The 17,502-nt window shown below is 47.9% G+C and carries 17 protein-coding genes; 13 read left to right on the forward strand and 4 right to left on the reverse strand.

The genetic code is table 11. The features are described 5' to 3' along the window. The first annotated feature begins 509 nt into the window (after positions 1 to 509). From pheA to B147_RS0122000, 5 genes are all read left to right on the forward strand, one after another. Complete coding sequence (gene pheA / locus B147_RS0121980) at positions 510 to 1,649, forward strand: prephenate dehydratase (RefSeq protein ID WP_020589366.1); 1,140 nt, start codon at positions 510 to 512, stop codon at positions 1,647 to 1,649. Then, entirely contained in the window at positions 1,646 to 2,449 is an 804-nt protein-coding gene (locus B147_RS0121985) for a shikimate dehydrogenase (protein ID WP_020589367.1), read from the forward strand. The genes pheA and B147_RS0121985 overlap by 4 nt, the downstream gene beginning before the upstream one ends. Before the next feature lie 11 nt (positions 2,450 to 2,460). After that, positions 2,461 to 3,717: a 3-phosphoshikimate 1-carboxyvinyltransferase gene (aroA, locus tag B147_RS0121990; protein ID WP_020589368.1), complete on the forward strand. Its 1,257-nt coding sequence runs from the start codon at positions 2,461 to 2,463 to the stop codon at positions 3,715 to 3,717. Positions 3,718 to 3,729: 12 nt separating this feature from the next. Beyond that, a complete protein-coding gene (aroL, locus tag B147_RS0121995) occupies positions 3,730 to 4,251 on the forward strand; it encodes a shikimate kinase AroL (protein WP_020589369.1) in 522 nt (173 codons plus the stop codon). Between the two features lie 433 nt (positions 4,252 to 4,684). Further along, the gene (locus B147_RS0122000; protein ID WP_157237995.1) at positions 4,685 to 5,743 is read left to right on the forward strand and encodes a 2,3-butanediol dehydrogenase; all 1,059 of its coding nucleotides are present in this window, start codon (positions 4,685 to 4,687) and stop codon (positions 5,741 to 5,743) included. Between the two features lie 67 nt (positions 5,744 to 5,810). On the opposite strand, the gene B147_RS0122005 is transcribed toward B147_RS0122000, so the two are convergent. Beyond that, complete coding sequence (locus tag B147_RS0122005; protein ID WP_020589371.1) at positions 5,811 to 7,874, reverse strand: sigma-54-dependent Fis family transcriptional regulator; 2,064 nt, start codon at positions 7,872 to 7,874, stop codon at positions 5,811 to 5,813. Positions 7,875 to 8,130: 256 nt separating this feature from the next. Here B147_RS0122005 and B147_RS0122010 point away from each other — a divergent pair, with 256 nt between their 5' ends. The 6 genes from B147_RS0122010 (at position 8,131) to B147_RS0122035 (ending at position 13,318) form a co-directional block, all read left to right on the forward strand. Then, positions 8,131 to 9,486: a 2-oxo acid dehydrogenase subunit E2 gene (locus B147_RS0122010; protein ID WP_020589372.1), complete on the forward strand. Its 1,356-nt coding sequence runs from the start codon at positions 8,131 to 8,133 to the stop codon at positions 9,484 to 9,486. Positions 9,487 to 9,518: 32 nt separating this feature from the next. Next, entirely contained in the window at positions 9,519 to 9,887 is a 369-nt protein-coding gene (locus B147_RS0122015; protein WP_020589373.1) for a Lin0512 family protein, read from the forward strand. Positions 9,888 to 9,957: 70 nt separating this feature from the next. Then, the gene (locus tag B147_RS0122020; RefSeq protein ID WP_020589374.1) at positions 9,958 to 10,917 is read left to right on the forward strand and encodes a thiamine pyrophosphate-dependent dehydrogenase E1 component subunit alpha; all 960 of its coding nucleotides are present in this window, start codon (positions 9,958 to 9,960) and stop codon (positions 10,915 to 10,917) included. Positions 10,918 to 10,976: 59 nt separating this feature from the next. Next, entirely contained in the window at positions 10,977 to 11,951 is a 975-nt protein-coding gene (locus tag B147_RS0122025) for an alpha-ketoacid dehydrogenase subunit beta (RefSeq protein WP_020589375.1), read from the forward strand. 20 nt (positions 11,952 to 11,971) lie between these two features. Then, entirely contained in the window at positions 11,972 to 12,970 is a 999-nt protein-coding gene (locus B147_RS0122030; RefSeq protein ID WP_020589376.1) for an ATP-NAD kinase family protein, read from the forward strand. Positions 12,971 to 13,003: 33 nt separating this feature from the next. Continuing rightward, positions 13,004 to 13,318 (forward strand): DUF6506 family protein, encoded by a 315-nt coding sequence (locus B147_RS0122035; RefSeq protein WP_245569080.1) that lies wholly within the window; start codon positions 13,004 to 13,006, stop codon positions 13,316 to 13,318. A gap of 78 nt (positions 13,319 to 13,396) precedes the next feature. Here the strand turns inward: B147_RS0122035 and B147_RS0122040 are convergent, their stop codons facing one another. Beyond that, positions 13,397 to 13,726: a carboxymuconolactone decarboxylase family protein gene (locus B147_RS0122040; protein ID WP_020589378.1), complete on the reverse strand. Its 330-nt coding sequence runs from the start codon at positions 13,724 to 13,726 to the stop codon at positions 13,397 to 13,399. Positions 13,727 to 14,003: 277 nt separating this feature from the next. Between B147_RS0122040 and lplA the strand changes: the two genes are divergently transcribed. Then, positions 14,004 to 14,984: a lipoate--protein ligase gene (gene lplA / locus B147_RS0122045; protein WP_211216964.1), complete on the forward strand. Its 981-nt coding sequence runs from the start codon at positions 14,004 to 14,006 to the stop codon at positions 14,982 to 14,984. Between the two features lie 116 nt (positions 14,985 to 15,100). Beyond that, on the forward strand, positions 15,101 to 15,484 hold the full coding sequence (locus B147_RS0122050; protein ID WP_020589380.1) for a thioesterase, FlK family: 384 nt from the start codon (positions 15,101 to 15,103) through the stop codon (positions 15,482 to 15,484). Between the two features lie 74 nt (positions 15,485 to 15,558). On the opposite strand, the gene B147_RS0122055 is transcribed toward B147_RS0122050, so the two are convergent. Together B147_RS0122055 and B147_RS0122060 are read right to left on the reverse strand one after the other, a co-directional pair. Beyond that, positions 15,559 to 15,885: a hypothetical protein gene (locus tag B147_RS0122055; RefSeq protein ID WP_020589381.1), complete on the reverse strand. Its 327-nt coding sequence runs from the start codon at positions 15,883 to 15,885 to the stop codon at positions 15,559 to 15,561. A gap of 282 nt (positions 15,886 to 16,167) precedes the next feature. Further along, positions 16,168 to 17,478 carry a TolC family protein gene (locus B147_RS0122060; RefSeq protein WP_020589382.1) on the reverse strand — a complete coding sequence of 437 codons (1,311 nt, stop codon included), beginning with the start codon at positions 17,476 to 17,478 and terminating at the stop codon, positions 16,168 to 16,170. Positions 17,479 to 17,502: the final 24 nt, after the last annotated feature.

A 17,502-nucleotide genomic window follows, 5' to 3' on the forward strand; every position in this document is an offset into this window, starting at 1 on the left:
AAGAGCGTCTGTCCGCCCCCTTTCAACTCCGATTAGTGTGAGACGGCAACCACGGACAGGTAATCGAAACAGTTTCAAGCCTGGAATGGGGGAGAACTATGCCCGGACGGAATGAAAATCTTCGGTACAGGCCATGGTTTGTGTAGGAAGAACTACCTTTCCGATGCCTTCTGAAAGAAGGAAAGGCGGAATTTTCCCAAAAAGGAGTGGGCGGAACAACTTCGGCCGACCTTTTATTATTTATGCGTCAGCACTGTATTGAGTTTGAATCTATTGACAGAAACAGATCCAACGTATATGGTCTTAAAAAAATATAAAGGGAAACACAGGTTAATGATCTTTAGCTTTAGCAAAAATTTTTATTTTAGCACTCGATTTTATAGAAAGGATGGCCTGCCTGTGGACAATTGATTTTTCCCATAAATTTAACCAAAATCACTAAAACCGCAGCAGGCAAGGCCTGAGGCGGTTTTTTTTATTTAAAGCAGATTATAAAAAAGGACATTGACATGACTGACCGGCAAATCAAGGAAAAAGAGAATCAAAAGCAAACAGGGGACAGCCCTTCCTCACTGTCTCCGCTTCGTGAAGAAATTGACCGCATTGATGAGCGTATTCTTGAATTGATCAACCAGCGTCTTCAGATCGGTAAAAAAGTGGGGGAGATCAAAAAACAAAAAGGCAGCCAGATTCTGGATCGAACGCGGGAACGTATGGTGATTGAGCGGCTTTTCCGGCTCAACCCCGGCCCTGCGGATGAAAGCCTGATTCAATATATTTTCAATGTGATCATCACGGCTACACGGGAAATCCAGAAGCCAAAGACTGTTGGTTATTTAGGACCCCTTGCCAGTCATTCCCATATTGCAGCCCTGCATTATTTCAACCACTGCGGGGAATTTGTAGAACAGCCCGGTTTTTTCGATATTTTCAACAATATCGAGCGAAAGGAACTTCATTTCGGTATTGTGCCTGTTGAAAACTCCATTGAAGGGGCTGTCAACTATACCCTTGATCTGTTTGCCGAATTTGACCTTGAAATTACGGCAGAACATTATGAGCCCGTTTCCCATGATCTGTTATCCATCACAGGGGAACTCAAAGACGTTAAAACCGTCTATTCGCATCCCCAGGCCATTGCCCAGTGCAAAAACTGGTTGAAGAAACATCTGCCCCATGCCATAGTCATGGAAACCAGTTCCACATCAAATGCGGCACTTATGGCTTCAAAAGATGAACAGATTGCCGCCATTGCATCGGGCAAAGCAGCTCATTTTTATAACCTGCTGCCGGTGGCATCAAAAATACAGGACCGTGCCGGCAACATTACGCGCTTCCTTGTGATCGGGGGAGACCGTCCTGAAAGAACGGGGAATGATAAAACATCTATTATGTTTGCCACAAACCACACCCCGGGTGCCCTTTTCAGGGCGCTTTCGCCTGTCAACAGATCCGGCCTGAACATGGTTAAACTAGAATCCAGGCCCACGCGTCACTATAACTGGAGCTATCATTTTTTTATGGATATTGAAGGGCACATCCAGGATGAAATCGTATTTCACACCATTGAACAGATTCGAAGCCAGGCCCTGTATCTAAAGGTGTTGGGATCGTACCCGATTTTTGAAAAACAGGAGATATTACAATGATTGACGCGGCCACCCGGTTGTATTGTGTATTCGGCAACCCTGCCAGGCACTCTAAAGGCCCTGTGATCCATAATGCAGCGTTTAAAAATAAGGGTATCAATGCCGTTTACCTTGCCTTTGAGGTGCAGCATGCGGCAGGCGCGGTACAGGCCGTGCGTACGCTGGATATCCGGGGGGCTTCGGTGACTATTCCGTTCAAGGAATCTATCATGGAACATCTTGACTGGATCGATCCCACAGCCCGGGCCATTGGTGCCGTAAACACCATAGTCAATGAAGACGGCGTGTTAAAGGGCTATAATACGGATTGTCAGGCTGCTGTTGCACCCCTTATCCCCTTTGGTGTTTCAGGAAAGGTCGTTTGCATTGTGGGTGCAGGCGGCGCAGCCCGGGCCGTTGCCCATGGTATTGCAGCCCAGGACGGGGATATCATCATCACCAATCGAACCGAACAAAAAGGCCAGGCCCTTGCGGAAGCGGTTAACGCGCGGTTTATACCTGCTGGCGAAATGGCAAGCATCCGGGCGGATGTGGTCATCAACACCACAAGCATCGGCATGACACCTAAGGTGGATGAAATAAGCTTTCCGCCGGAGGCATTAATACCTGAAATGGTGGTGATGGATGTGGTATATACCCCGTTGAGAACCCGGCTGCTTGAAACGGCGGAGCAAAAGGGCTGTACAACCATCGACGGCCTGTCCATGTTCATTGCCCAGGCAGCGGCTCAGTTTGAATTATGGACAGGTACAGCACCTGATACGGATTTGATGCGGAGCACGATATTAACGACTGATTAAAGGAGAGCGTCATGAAGCAGGTAATTTCCAGAAAAATCCAGGACCAGGTGGTCCAAATTCCGGGCTCCAAAAGTATTTCACACAGGATGCTGATCTGTGCCGCCCTGGCTGACGGTGTATCTGAAATTTATAATGTATTGGACAGCCAGGATATTTCCCTTACCCGCAAAACCCTGGCGTGCATGGGTGCTCAAATCGAAAGCAGCCAGGACGGTGTTCTGTCGGTCACAGGGTTCGGCGGACGGCCTAAGCCCTGGCCGGATCCCATAGACCTTGGTAATTCAGGCACGTCCATGCGCCTTTTAGCAGGCATTGCTGCCCTTGGCAGTACCCCATACACCCTGACCGGAGATGCACGCATGCGTCAGCGCCCCATGGGTGAACTTTTAGATGCCCTTGGCCGTATCCGGATCAGTGCATCTTCCCAAAACAATGAAGGCACACCGCCGGTTGTCATCCAGGGCGGTGACAGGGCAGGGGGGCGCACTCTTCTTGACTGTTCCCGGTCGAGCCAATACCTGTCTGCTCTGCTCATGGCCGGGGCTTTTTTTGACCAGGGCCTTGTGATTGACCTGACAGGGCCTGCCGTATCCCAGCCATATATTGATTTAACTTTGGATGTGATGAATCAGTTCGGGGTCAATGCCTTTCAGATTTCCGACACCTGCTATGAAGTCCCGGGGGCCCAGATATACACTGCCGGAACCAGATCCGTGGAGCCCGATCTTTCCAATGCCGGTTATTTCTGGGCAACCGGTGCGGTAACCGGTGCGGATATCGGCGTGGATAATATCGGCACCACCTCGTTGCAGGGCGATTTAAAACAGGCATATATATTTGAACAGATGGGCTGTACGGTAAATCATGACGGCCGGGTTCTGCGGGTCAAGGGGGAGTCATTGCACGGCGTGGATGTGGATATGTCCGATACCCCGGATGCCGTGCCTGCTGTAGCGGTGACCGCCGCATTTGCCCAAGGCACCACCCGGATTACCAATATCGGTCATCTTCGGGTTAAGGAGTGCGACCGCATTGATGCGGTGTGTTCCCAGCTCACCAAAATGGGAATTAAAGCGGTACAGGGACCCGATTTTATGGAAATTACCGGTGGTACACCCCATGGGGCAGTCATTGAAACCTTTAACGACCATCGCATTGCCATGGCATTTGCCGTTGCAGGCCTTCGGGTGGACGGCATGAAAATTGAGAATCCCGTGTGCGTGGAAAAATCATTTCCCACATTCTGGCAGCTTTTTGATGCGCTTTAAAAAGGAGAGACCATGGACCCTATTTTTCTGATCGGATACCGGTGTACCGGCAAAACCAGTACCGGAAAGTATCTTGCCGAATTATTGAGCAGAACGTTTCTCGATACGGATCTGGTTTTGGAATCAACTTACGATACTACCATTGCGCAGATGGTGGCCCGGCACGGCTGGCCCTATTTCAGGGCAAAAGAGACTGAAACACTTATGAATTTGGATTTGAAAAATGGTCCAGTTATCGCCACGGGCGGGGGAATCATCCTGGCCGAAGAAAACAGACAGTTCTTAAAAAAGAATGGTGTGGTTGTATATCTTTATGCCGAGGCATCTGTTTTGACGGACAGAATCCGCAAAGATGAAAACAATACCGAGCGGAGACCGGACCTTACCTGTGACAGCCTTGCCCTTGAAACACAAAAAATGCTTGAAGTCAGAAATCCATTGTACCAGGCACTTGCCGATATATCCATTGACACCGAAAAATACACCTCTAAAGACGCGGCATTTCAGATCAAGGCAGAACTTGATAAAATATAGAATTACAATCATGCCGGTTTTCCCTGCCTGATTGTTCGGAATGTGAACACACAGAAATGAGATCCCTTCTTTCCTCCTCTTTCCACCTTCTGCAGTTACCTTTAATCCGGACTCGGCATAAAGGTTGCTTTATGCAGTTTTATAAGAAAGTTCCAATAAGTTGTTGAATTACTTTCTTACTTTGTTGTGGGCTACACCTCGGTGCTGATATGTCAGGTCAGCCCATGGCTGTTATATGAAAGTATCAACAACTTGTTGAGTTACTTCCATATTTTGTTGCGGGCCGAAGCCTGGGTGTAGATAGATCAAGGACGGCCCATGGCCGTTATATGCATGCGTGCATTGGTGTTTGCTGCCGAATATGCCCGCGCTATACCATGCGGGAAAGGAAACAAAAACGACACATTGCTCGAAACTTATGGAGGAATTTATCATGAAAGCAGCTAAATGGTATGGGAAAAAAGATATACGCGTGGAAGAAATACCCAACCCACCCGCACCCAAACCTGGTGAAGCTCAGATAAAAGTTGCCTGGTGCGGAATTTGCGGGTCTGATCTGCATGAGTATCTTGCAGGCCCGATTTTTATTCCAATGGCGCCGCATCCCCTGACAGGAGCAAAAGCGCCCATCGTTTTAGGACATGAATTTTCCGGACAGGTGGTCGCCATAGGAGACGGCGTACAAACTGTCCGCGTTGGCGATTACGTTGCGCCTGACGCTTGTCAGCATTGCGGTGTTTGTGTAACTTGCCGCGAGGGGCGCTACAATGTATGTGAAAAACTCGCCTTTACCGGACTTATGGCTGACGGGGCTTTTGCAGAATATGTCAATGTTCCGGCAGAACTTTGCTATGTATTGCCAAAAGGATTTGATCTGGAAGCAGCATCTCTTATTGAACCGCTTGCCACTGGGTTTAAAGCAGTCCGTATGGCCGGTTCGTTGTTGGGTAAAACCGTTGTTGTTATAGGCGCCGGTACCATTGGTCTGGGCACAGTCATGTGCGCAAAAGCGGCCGGCGCTTCAACAGTCGTGAGTATTGAAATAGCGGAAGCACGTAAAAAACTTGCCAAGGCGTGCGGGGCCGACATCGTTCTTGATCCCAGTGACTGTGATGTTATTGCCGAGGTCAAGAAGATGACCAATGGTTCCGGGGCTGATGTCTCTTTTGAATGCGTCGGCCAAAAAGATACTGCGCCCTTGGCTGTTGATCTGATCCGCAACAATGGCAAAGCTGTTATTGTTGGTATTTTTGAGGAACCAAGCGCGTTCAATTTTTTTAGTCTAAGCGGTACGGACAAAATGGTTATTGGCAGTTTAGCTTATACCATTGACGATTTTCAGGGCGTAGGCAGTTTGCTTGCCGCCGGCCAAATAAAGGCAAGCCCATTGATTACAGGCCGGATTAAGTTAGAGGATATTGTTGAAAAAGGGTTTGATGAATTAGTCAACAACAAGGCAACAAACATTAAAATCGTCGTTAAACCGACCTGATTATCAGGTTTGGTTTTTTTGTCTTCAGAAAAGAGCTGTCCCATATGCCATATGAGGCAGCTCCTTCTTATTCGGTCAGCTGATATTTTTTTAGTTTTGAGTAAAGGGTATTGCGGCCGATGCCTAGTGCTTTTGCCATCTTGGAAATATTTCCTGAAAAATGGTGATGTGCTTTTTGGATGGTTTGCTTTTCCAGGGAACTGAGGGTGAAATCGGTATGGGTCTCCACAGGTTCAGGTTCTATCGGCTCAAAGCCGGATACCTGATGCCTGAGGTCAGCAGGCAGGCATTCGGCGGACAAGTGGTTTTCCGGCATGAGCGCAATGGCCCCTTCTATGGCGTATTTAAGCTCCCGAATGTTTCCGGGCCAGTCGTAAGCCCTCAGGGTCGATAAAAAGCCCGGCTCCACGCTCCTGACTTCCCGACCCATTTTTTCGGACAATTTTCGGATAAAATACTGTGCAAGCAAAGGAATATCATCAACCCTGTCGGACAAGGCCGGAAGTGCAATTCTTACCACATTAAGCCTGTAAAAAAGGTCCTGCCGGAATTGTTTTTCTTCAACCAGTTTTTTTAAATTTTTATTGGTGGCTGCAATAATGCGGACATCAATGGAAACAGGTTTTGTCCCGCCAAGCCGGGTCACCTGCCCCTCTTCAAGAACCCTTAAAAGATTTACCTGTAAAAAAAGCGGCATCTCCCCGATCTCGTCTAAGAACAGAGTACCGTTTGACGCCTGTTCGAATTTACCTGGATTCCCTCCTTTTTTTGCACCGGTAAACGCACCTGTTGCATAACCGAAGAGTTCACTTTGAATCAGATCTTTGGCAATGGCTCCGCAGTTTACTGCCACAAAAGGTCCCTTGGACCGGGAACTGAAATCATGCAGGGATCTTGCCAGAATTTCCTTGCCCGTACCGCTGTCCCCGGTGATCAAAACGGTGGTTGCCGTGTTAGCAACACGTTTGGCCGTGTCCAGTGCCCGGACAATGGCGTTACTTTGGCCAATGATGTTTTTAAATGGGTCACGGCGTTCCCTAAGCTGCGCTTTTGGCAGGGGCATCCGGTGTACCCGCTGCAGTTCCTTGAGCACCACCAGAAAACCCATGAGTACATTGTTTGATGTGATGACAGGAAATAAACGGACATCCATGGGATTGGTAAGGCTCCATTTAAGTGAAAGGCCTTTTTTTGCGTTCATCAGGGGGGCCGCAGCCATATTTTCCAGGGCGGATTCCATTTTGCACCAGGCATCCAAGGTGCTTCCCATAAGTTCATGGTTCTCTTTTCCAAGCAGGGATACGGCAACAGGATTGGCCACTTGAATCCTGCCGGCAAGATCGATAAAAACAAGGCCGGTCATTACCGTATTAAATGCCGAAGATATGATCTGGGCAGACTGGCGGCGCAACTCCATGCTTTGACGCCGGATGAGTTGGCTCTCCAGAATTCGTGCACCTTTGAACGCCAGGTTTAGCGCATCGGTGTGATTGGCGGCCATGGGACCGGAAATATCAACACATCCAATGACACGGCTGTCCAGATTAAATATGGGTGCGGCGGAACAGGTCCAGGAATGATGGCTTTCACAGAAATGCTCTCTGCCTGACACCTGGAGACTTTGACCCTCTGCCAGGGCTGTTCCTATGGCATTAGTGCCAACGCTGCATTCCGACCAGTTGGCTCCGGGACCAAAATTAAGAGTATCCGCCATCTGAAGTGTCTGGTAATCCCCGAACATGGATATCACATGCCCGCCGGCATCACATATGGTTACCAGCAACCCGCGGTCCCTGACCATGTCATAGATAAATTCAATGGTATCTGAAACAAGATCATTTAAACTGATCAACTCCGAAGACAGATCCTTTACAGGACGAAAGTCCTCGCATCGGCCTGACGTCGGGTCCACCCCCATGCTGCGGCATCTATGCCAGGAATTTAGAACAAGTTTATTCATACAGGCGATGTCTGCGGTACCGGTGTCAACAAAGTTGCGCCAGGATTTAAAATCCACAGGAGAAAACTGTTTAAGGCTGGAGCGTCGTGGGGGCGTAGATTTTCCAATACCGTTAGAATGGCGGGTTTTAGCAATCCGATAACCGTTTTTTTGTCTGATCAGTTCATACATGGGGGGAACCTCTCAGTAATTCGTTTCAACGCTGAGGTTATATTATAATAATTCAAGTTATGATTCAAATTTTATTTTTTTGTTCAATTATAGAACACTCAAAAATAAATTTTTCTTATCTTACCGAATTTAAAAGAGAAATTTGTTTGGCACCTGTCTTGCTAAATTTTATTGATGAATGATGAATACGAGTTAAAGCGGTGTAAGAATTTTCAATCGAAATCAGTATAAGATTTACGTTTTGAGGAGGAATAAAGTGGCTGTTGAAATTTTGATGCCCAAATGGGGGCTGACCATGAAAGAAGGAAAGGTGTCTAAATGGTTGAAGGCCATAGGAGACACCGTAACCAAAGGCGAGGATTTGCTTGAGGTGGAAACCAGCAAAATTACCAATAAGGTGGAATCACCAGGAGATGGGACGTTACACCAGATTGTGGTGCCTGAGGGAGAAACCGTGCCGGTCATGACAATTCTTGCCGTCCTGGCCGAAGAAGGAGAAACACCGGAACCCAGACAAGCAGTAGTAATAACGGAAGGAGGCGGGAAATCCGGTGATCCGGAACCAGTCGCTGAAAAGGAAAAGCCTAAAAAATCCGGATTTATTCCGGCATCACCCCTTGCCAGGCGTCTGGCCAAAGACTTGGGCATTGATCTGGCTGATGTGCCGGCAACCGGACCAAAGGGACGGGTCGTCGAACAAGATGTTCGTGATTATAAGGATAAGCTTGACGCAACGCCCGCGGCACCGGTTGGGACGGCAGCCGCGGTATATGCCAGTGATTCTGCCTTTGAAGCCGCTAAAAAGGCAGGGATTGACATTAGCCTGGTTCCTGGAACAGGGGTGGGCGGGAAGATCACCAAAGCGGATGTTCTAAAAGCCATTCACCCATCGGCGGCCCATTTGCGAACCGGAAAACTAATTCCAGGAACCGTTATCCCCATGGACGGCATGAGAAAGGTTATTGCAGACAACATGATGGCAAGTCTGCACAATGCAGCCCAACTCACCGTTTTTGTAGAGGCCGATGTAACCCCCATGGTTGAACTCCGGGACAAGCTGCGTAAAAAATACGTCGGCACAGATCTGCCCAGGGTCTCCTACAACGACATCATCGCCTATGTCGTGTGCAGGGCGCTGAAGGATCACCCTATCATGAATTCCTGCCTGACAGACGCAGGTATTGAGCTTGCCGGCAATGTCAATTTGGGGATTGCCGTGGCCCTGGAAGACGGTCTGGTGGTGCCCAATGTCAAAATGGCGGATATTTTAGGCCTTATGGACATTGCAGTCCGGATCCGGGAATTGGCCAAAAAAGCCAGAAGCAATGAATTGAGTATGGATGAGATCCAAGGCGGCACATTCACCATTACCAATGTCTCCATGATCGGTGTGGATGGGTTTACCCCGATTCTTAATCCGCCGGAGACAGGGATTCTTGGCGTGGGCCGCACCAGGGAAAAACCTGCGGTACACAACGGGCAGATCTGTATCCGGACCATGATGACCCTGAGCCTGACCTTTGACCACCGGGTTGTTGACGGGGCTCCGGCCATGTCATTCCTACGGACATTGGCAGATTACCTTGAAGATCCGTTCACGCTTATAGGGTAGCACTGGTACACGCTTTAATGAAAGGAAGCAAAATGGCCAGAAAACGGTTTGTTGTAGAATTAGGAACAGGGGCAGATCTGCATGGAAACGATGTAACCAAAGCTGCCTGCCGGGCGGTAAAAGACGCTGTTTCCAGAAGTTGTTTGTGCGGCATCCTCGAGGTCTTAAATTTACAGCAGTTCCAGGGTGTGCATGTGGATGTCCTGGTGGCCTGCCCGGAACCTGATCTGGTGGATGAAAAGGCGGTAAAAGCACAGCTCCCGGTGGGAACCAAATCTGTTACCGCCATTCTGGGGGGGATGTGTGCCAAAGGGATATGCGTAGATACGTTTGCCAAAGGGTGCGACAACACCATTATCGTGGCCAATGCGGCGGTAACCGTATGGGTGGACATTAATTAAACAGAACACAAGCCGGCCTTAATTTTTTTTAAAATTAATTTAGGGCGAAAAAAGCCAAGGAGGTATCAAAATGAGTTTGTCAAATGAGCAAATGGTTGAGATGCTTCATACCATGATTAAAATTCGGAATTTTGAAGACAGGGTCCAGAAATTCTTTGCTGATGGGAAAATTCCCGGATTCGTCCATCTTTATCTTGGGGAAGAAGCCATTGCGGCTGGTGCATGTGCCTGCCTGCGTGATACGGATTACATCACCAGTACCCACAGGGGGCATGGTCATGTGATTGCCAAAGGTGGCGACTTAAACCTGATGATGGCCGAAATTTTCGGCAGAACCACCGGATATTGTAAGGGGAAAGGCGGTTCCATGCACATTGCGGATGTAGACTTGGGTATTCTGGGCGCAAACGGTATTGTAGGCGGCGGCGGTCCCATAGCAAACGGTGCGGCACTGGCCATCAAATACCGTGGACAAGACAATGTGGCAGTTTGCTTTTTCGGTGACGGGGCGTCCAACCAGGGAACCACCCAGGAAGCCTTGAACCTTGCCAGCGCCTGGAAGCTTCCAGTGGTTTTCGTAAATGAAAACAATGGGTATGGCATTTCATGCCCGACCAGCAAATCCATGGCCATCACAGATATTGCCGACAGGGCTTCTGCCTATGACATGCCTGGTGTGGTGGTGGATGGAAACGATGTCCTTGCCGTGTATGAAGCTGTTTTTGAAGCTGTGAAGCGTGCCCGTAACGGCCAGGGGCCCTCTCTGATAGAGTGCAAGACATATCGGTGGCGGGGGCACTTTGAAGGGGATGCCTGTGTTTACCGCAGTGAAGCGGAGCTTGAAGCCTGGAAGGAAAAGGACCCGGTTGCCCTGTATGAGAAGAAACTTGTTGAAGAAGAAATTATGACAACACAAGCGCTTGAGGAGCTGAATAAGAAAGTGCAGGGCGACCTTGATGCAGCCGTATCATTTGCGCTGGAAAGTCCTTTGCCGGATGTGTCTGATCTCACCCAAGATGTCTATGCCTGAGTGATTTTCGACCTTGTTTAGATGCATTAGCCAAATGTTAAAATGATAAAGGAGGAATCATGGCAACCAAAACTTATTTACAAGCCATAAATGAAGCGCTCAGACAAGAAATGGAACGGGATTCCAATGTATTGATTTTCGGTGAGGATGTCGGTCAGTTCGGCGGTTGTTTTGGCGTTACCCAGGGCCTTTTTGACCGGTTCGGTGAAGACCGGGTCAGAGATACGCCCATTACCGAGAGTGCCATTGTCGGCGCAGCCACAGGTGCTGCAGCAGCCGGCCTTCGTCCGGTTGCGGAACTGATGTTTGTGGATTTTATCGGTGTGGCCCTGGATCAGCTTTTTAACCAGGCTGCTAAAATGCGGTATATGTTTGGGGGTAAGGCCAAAATCCCCATGGTGCTCAGAATGCCCCAGGGGGCGGGTGTCGGTGCTGCAGCCCAGCATTCCCAGTCCTTGGAAGCATGGTTCATGCATGTGCCGGGCCTGAAGGTGGCCATTCCGGCAACCCCCTATGATGCAAAAGGACTTTTGATTTCCGCCATCAGGGATGACAATCCCGTCATATTTTTGGAACATAAAATGCTTTACGGTACTGAAGGCGAAGTCCCCGACGAGGAATACACCATTGATTTCGGCAAAGCCAAGGTTGTGAAAGAGGGTGAAGATCTGACCATTGTGGCAACCTCCCAGATGGTTTTAACGGCACTTGAGGCTGCTGAACAACTTGCAAAAGACGGCATTAATGCTGAAGTCGTGGATCCAAGAACACTTTCTCCGCTGGATATGGATACCATTCTTACTTCAGTCGAAAAAACCCATGCGCTTTTAATTGCCCATGAAGCGGTTAAAACCGCAGGCCCAGGGGCTGAAATTGCTGCCCGGGTTGCAGAGGACGCCTTTGATCAGCTGGATGCACCCATTGTCCGGGTTGGTGCACCGTTTACACCGGTACCGTTCTCTCCACCCCTGGAACAGGCTTTTATTCCGGGCGTTGAGCAGATTGTCAAAGCGGCAAAAAAAATGCGGGAGTAATTCAAAAGGGGGGACGGATTGTGCCTTGCGTCGGTATCATTGCAAATCCCGTTTCAGGAAAAGATATTCGTCGGCTTGTGGCCCACGGCAGCGTATTTGATAACCAGGAAAAGGTTCGTATTGTCCGGCGGCTGCTGACAGGTCTTGAAGCGGCCGGGGTCACCCGTGTCTGGTACATGCCCGACGAATATGCCATAGTCCCAAGAGCTGTACAGGGCGTAACCACTGCCCTGGATCTGGCCGAAATGCCTATCATGGCCAAAGGCAATCAATGCGACTCTATTGCTGCAGGCCAGTGGGTCGGCCAACATGAGGTGGATGCCGTTATCGTCTTGGGCGGTGACGGCACCTGCCGAGCCGTTGCAAAAAAAAATAACGGCAAAACACCAATGCTGCCCATATCCACGGGAACCAACAATGTGTTTTCATATATGATTGAGGCAACCATCGGCGGGATTGCTGCAGGGCTCATCGCCACTGAAAAGGTCCCGGTATCTGCAGGGGTATACCGTTCCTGCCAACTTGATGTCTTGCTGGACAACACCTTGGTGGATATGGCCCTGGTAGATGTAGCCGTTTATAATGATCGATTCATTGCATCCCGGGCAATCTGGGATATGGAAAAAGTGACCCAGCTTTTTTTGACCCGGTGCCGGCCCGATTCCATTGGCTTGTCTGCTGTTGGTGGCCAATTGGCTGAGGTTTCGCCCCAGGAACACCGGGGCTTGTATCTACAGCTTAAAGACAGTGCCAAACAAAAGGTTACTGCGGCAATTGCCCCGGGGCTTCTTCGAAACGTCGGGGTGAGTCATTGGCATTTTATGGAAGTGGGCGAATCGGTGAACGTGGAGGCCAGCCGTTGCGTACTGGCTCTTGATGGTGAACGGGAAGTTTCGATAAAGCCTGATCAATCTGCTATGATTCGGTTGTCAGCCGATGGACCTCTGGTCATTGATATTCGAAAAACCATGTCCTATGCACAAAAAAATCAAATTATGGTAACAACCACTGGCAGTTAAATCCGGTCCGAAAAAATTATATTTAAGGAGAGAATGATGTCAGATGTTTTAAAAGCCGCATTTATTTTTGTGGCGCCTGAAGCAGATCCCAAAACCCACCGGCAGTGGGTTGAAACACCAAAGGTGAAATTGATTGCCGTGGCTGTAAAAAATTATGACCAGGCAGCAGAAACCGCAAAGCAGCTTCTGGCAGAAGGCATCGGTGCCATTGAATTATGCGGCGGCTTCGGCAACAAGGGCACTGCCATAATCACTGAGGCGGTGGAAGGAAAAATTCCCGTGGGGGTTGTCCGTTTCGACATTCACCCAGGACTTGGCAATGCTTCAGGGGATGGATTGTTTGTTTAAATTTTTTTGTTTGGACGAGAACTTACCGTGCATCCGGGCAAGTTTTCGTCCAAAATCAGTTGATTTAAAATATGGTTATTAATCAAATAAATCTTCCAGTGCTTCAAACACATAGGACATATACATAAGCTTTGGGGAACCGCCCATGGCCACTGCCAACATCGCGGCCTGGAGGATGTCTTCCCTGGCAGCGCCTAAGGCGGCGGCATTTTCAATGTGCAATGTAATGCACATATCGCATTGGGACGCAACCGCACAGCTTACAAGTATCAGTTCCTGGGTTACGGGAGGCAAATTTCCGATTTTACCTAACGAGCCTGTGAATTGCAGGTATTTTCCGTATTCTTCTGATGCGTATTGCTGTAAATATGTCATGGCTTGGGCTGCTTTTTCCGGTGCACTGCTCATTTGATTCTCCTTATTGCTTTCTAATGGATGGACAAATTATCAGATGCCCATTGATTGTAATTGGCTGCCTTAATTCATGACATATAGTATTGCAAAACTTATACCGGGAATTATAAATAAAAATCTTATAAAATCAGCTAATTAATTTTATAGAAAAGAGAGATCAATTTACAACGTGTTCGAAAATGGAACATTAAAAAAGATGTGTTGAGATTTGGAACAACCCCAAGCTGTAGCCAAAGCTATATAAAATAACTGAATAGTATTACAGGAACCCATGATGCGTTATTATTTAAATACCGGGACTGATCCGGCTTTCAATCTTGCTGCCGAAGAATATTTATTGAAAAATACCAATGAAGACTGTTTCATGCTTTGGCGTAATCACAATACAATCGTTGTCGGCAGGAATCAAAATACCTTATCCGAGATCAATCATGAATTTGTGCACAAACATAACATCAAAGTGGCTCGAAGGATTACCGGCGGCGGGGCGGTCTACCATGATCTGGGCAATATCAACTTTACGTTCATCAAGGTGGGAGAGCACGCAAAAAAAATTGATTTTTCCTCCTATACCCGGCCGATCCTTGAGTACCTTAATCAACGGTCTGTGCCGGCCAGGCTTGACGGTCGCAATGACCTGTCTGTGGACGGGCTTAAAATTTCCGGAAATGCACAGCATATCCACAAAAACCGGGTGTTGCACCACGGCACCCTGCTTTTTGATGTGAACCTGGAAATGTTGGCCACCGTACTTTTGGCGGACCCTGAGAAATACAGGGATAAGGCCGTGCAGTCCATCCGAAGCCGGGTAACCAATATCAGAAAATATCTTGTGGCGCATCCAACGGTTGAGCAATTCATGGATGATCTTGGCCAGCATATGCTAAACGCCCATGATGCTCTATTGTCACAGTTCAGTGATGATGATCTAAAACAGATTAACGACCTTGCCCAAAAAAGATACCGCCAATGGGACTGGAATTTTGGTGACTCCCCTGCTTATGATTTTTCCAGATCCATCCGCACCCCCGGCGGCACAATTGATATCCGGATGAAAGTAAAAGACGGCACAATTCAAGGTATTCGCATTTTCGGCGATTTTTTCGGCATTGATCCTGTCAGCGATATGGAAAAACGGCTTACGGGATGCCGCCATGCCCCCCACTCCATCAAAAAGATATTGAATGCCGTTGACCTAGAGCGCTATATTAAAGATGTGTCAGTTGATCATCTGGTCCATTGCATGTTTTGATTATTATTTTATAAGAAAGTCTGTGTAATTAACACAGATCTTTCAACTTTCGTTGTGGGCTGAACCACGGTGAAAAACCAGGTCAGCCCGTGGCTGTTATAGAAGGAGTTTTTTTAATGGAAATAATAACCCATCAATTAATAGACAATGAATTGTGCGGAAAACCGGTTATGGTGGAAAGCGGCAAAAGCCGTGTGGAATATACAACTACGTCCAGAATGGCGGCAGATGATTCAGGGCTGGTTCATGGCGGATTTATTTTCGGACTTGCCGACTATGCTGCCATGCTTGCAGTCAATCACCCCAATGTCGTGCTTGGCGGGGCAGATGTTAAATTTCTAAAACCTGTCAAAGCAGGCGAGTCCGTATATGCCCAGGCCAGTGTCACATCCGTGTCCGGTAAAAAGCAGATGGTCGGCGTTGAGGTTAGACGCGAAGATGAGGTGGTTTTCAAAGGGGATTTTTCCTGCTTTATTCTGGAAAAACATGTTCTTGGATAACAAAAATTCCAGGCGCCCATATTTCACCAATACAGGGCGCTTGGAATTTTGTGAACTATTTTGAGCATCTTATTTTATGCGTCTTGGGGCGTTTTGATCATATCGCTTTCCATCATGTCAGCAATACCTAACGCGGAGTTCAGGGCATCGTTAATCATGAAAAGTTGAATTTTCAATGTTTTTAATGAGGCCGGAGTGGCTGCGATTTTTTCTTCTGATGCAAGAAGTGACGAAAACATGTCTGCTTTTTGGGCAAACCCGGATAAACGGTCTCTGAATTGAACGATCTGCTTTGCCCACGTGTCCCGTTCTTCCCTTGTAAGTTCAATATTTGCGTCGTCAGTGCCGTTAATCAGGTGATCAATCTGATACTCCTGGGGGGTGGCGATGATTTCGTACATGGTTTGTGCTCCTTTTCATTTAAAAAATCCAACCGATAGCTAAGTAAAAATTTTCACCTACGAGACATAGTGTCTGGCCAGGGGCCATAACGCGGTAGGCGAAAGACTTTTTACGACACCATCAAATTCTGTGAAGAATAAGCGGGTGCCAGGTGTTAGTCAAGCTTAGATGCTGAGAACATTGAAGATTCAGAGTTGTTTCATCAGGGGGTAACCCCTAACACGCCCTTAACATTTGGGCCTAAATGGTGTTTATTTTGTTTTTTTAATTTGAATAACAATTCATTCTGATTTTTCTTTTAAAAAATAACCAAGGATATCTCCCTGGGTGTAAATAATTTTTAATATGGAAAGATAAAAGGAGGAACGGGCATTGGATATCCGTCGCTGGGCATCCACAAGCAAGGTATTAGCGTCCATGACATCAATGCTGTCAGCCATGCCGTATTTAAACTGCATCTGAACGGCACTGAAATTTTCCTGGGCAGATTTCACTTCGTCCGCAAGATTGATCAGAGTGGATTTTGCGGTGTTGAATTCCAGAAAAGACTGCTTTGATTCAAGGATTACCACCTTTTTTTCGTTAGCCAGGGACTGCTCTGCCTGGCGTTGTTTTGCCACGGCCTGTCGTACCTGGGCCCTTCGCAGTCCACCGTCATACAGGGTAAATATGAGCTGGGCCTGGATATAAGCCTCTTCGGTATCATATCCGCTTTGATTGCCAATTTCTGTATCATAAGTGATATCTTTTTCCCGGTAACCGCCTTCAAGCTCAATGCGGGGCCAGTATTCACCCTTTTCATAGGCAATGGTTCGCCGGGCAATCTCGACATCCTTTGTGGCTTCCTTGATTTCATAACGGTTTTCAAGGGCATGGGATTTTATCTGTTCAAGGGTGACTGAAAAATTTTCAACCTCTTTGGTGTCTCCCGGTACAATGGAGAACTCATCTTCGATGCCCGTAAGTCTGACAATACCGGCCTTGGCTGTCCGGACATCATTGATTGCCATAATCTGGTTGGTTTTAGCCTTTGACAATTCAGCCTGGGCCCGGTACAGGGCGGTCTTTGTCACACTGCCCACAGTGAGTTTTTCATTCACCGAATCCTTGTATGTGTTCAATCGTTTAACTTCGGCATCCGCCACCTCCACCAGGCGTTTGAAATTCAATGCCTGGATATATGCCTGGGCCACCTGGAAAATATAATCACTTCTAATGGCCTGTTCTGAGAATTTTGCCTTTTTAATCCTTTTTTTACTGACATCATAGGCGATCAGTTCTTTGCCGTTCAGGGTAAAGGACTGGGTGAGTTTGCCGCCTAAGGTATTGACATCAGGTGTGTAAGAATCGTCGTTCTTAAAATTCAGGTAGCTGCCGTATAGCGTCGCTGCAGGGATAAGCACGGATTGGGCCCGCTTTTTATCTTGTTCTGCAATATAGGTCTGTTCCCTGGCAATCTGGATGGTTTCTGCATTCTCATTGGCCACGCGGCATAATTGTTCCAGGGTGTATGACGGTTCGCAGAAGCCTTGTGCGGCAAAACCGAAAAGCAGTAACAATAGTGCCTGAGTCCAGACTCGCAACGTTTTCATCTTTAATTCTTTCCCGAAACCTTT

Origin of the sequence: Desulfobacter curvatus DSM 3379 (genome assembly GCF_000373985.1) — a bacterium.
GTDB classification, from domain to species: Bacteria; Desulfobacterota; Desulfobacteria; order Desulfobacterales; family Desulfobacteraceae; genus Desulfobacter; species Desulfobacter curvatus.

Bases quoted from the DNA above. Each gene is read 5' to 3' on its own strand.
- B147_RS0122040 (WP_020589378.1), bottom strand. From the start codon at position 13,726: ATGAGCAGTGCACCGGAAAAAGCAGCCCAAGCCATGACATATTTACAG.
- B147_RS0122025 (WP_020589375.1), top strand. From the start codon at position 10,977: ATGGCAACCAAAACTTATTTACAAGCCATAAATGAAGCGCTCAGACAA.
- B147_RS0122020 (WP_020589374.1), top strand. From the start codon at position 9,958: ATGAGTTTGTCAAATGAGCAAATGGTTGAGATGCTTCATACCATGATT.
- B147_RS0121985 (WP_020589367.1), top strand. From the start codon at position 1,646: ATGATTGACGCGGCCACCCGGTTGTATTGTGTATTCGGCAACCCTGCC.
- B147_RS0122035 (WP_245569080.1), top strand. From the start codon at position 13,004: ATGATGTCAGATGTTTTAAAAGCCGCATTTATTTTTGTGGCGCCTGAA.
- B147_RS0122050 (WP_020589380.1), top strand. From the start codon at position 15,101: ATGGAAATAATAACCCATCAATTAATAGACAATGAATTGTGCGGAAAA.
- B147_RS0122055 (WP_020589381.1), bottom strand. From the start codon at position 15,885: ATGTACGAAATCATCGCCACCCCCCAGGAGTATCAGATTGATCACCTG.
- B147_RS0122000 (WP_157237995.1), top strand. From the start codon at position 4,685: ATGAAAGCAGCTAAATGGTATGGGAAAAAAGATATACGCGTGGAAGAA.
- B147_RS0122005 (WP_020589371.1), bottom strand. From the start codon at position 7,874: ATGTATGAACTGATCAGACAAAAAAACGGTTATCGGATTGCTAAAACC.
- lplA (WP_211216964.1), top strand. From the start codon at position 14,004: ATGATGCGTTATTATTTAAATACCGGGACTGATCCGGCTTTCAATCTT.
- B147_RS0122015 (WP_020589373.1), top strand. From the start codon at position 9,519: ATGGCCAGAAAACGGTTTGTTGTAGAATTAGGAACAGGGGCAGATCTG.
- aroA (WP_020589368.1), top strand. From the start codon at position 2,461: ATGAAGCAGGTAATTTCCAGAAAAATCCAGGACCAGGTGGTCCAAATT.
- B147_RS0122060 (WP_020589382.1), bottom strand. From the start codon at position 17,478: ATGAAAACGTTGCGAGTCTGGACTCAGGCACTATTGTTACTGCTTTTC.
- pheA (WP_020589366.1), top strand. From the start codon at position 510: ATGACTGACCGGCAAATCAAGGAAAAAGAGAATCAAAAGCAAACAGGG.
- aroL (WP_020589369.1), top strand. From the start codon at position 3,730: ATGGACCCTATTTTTCTGATCGGATACCGGTGTACCGGCAAAACCAGT.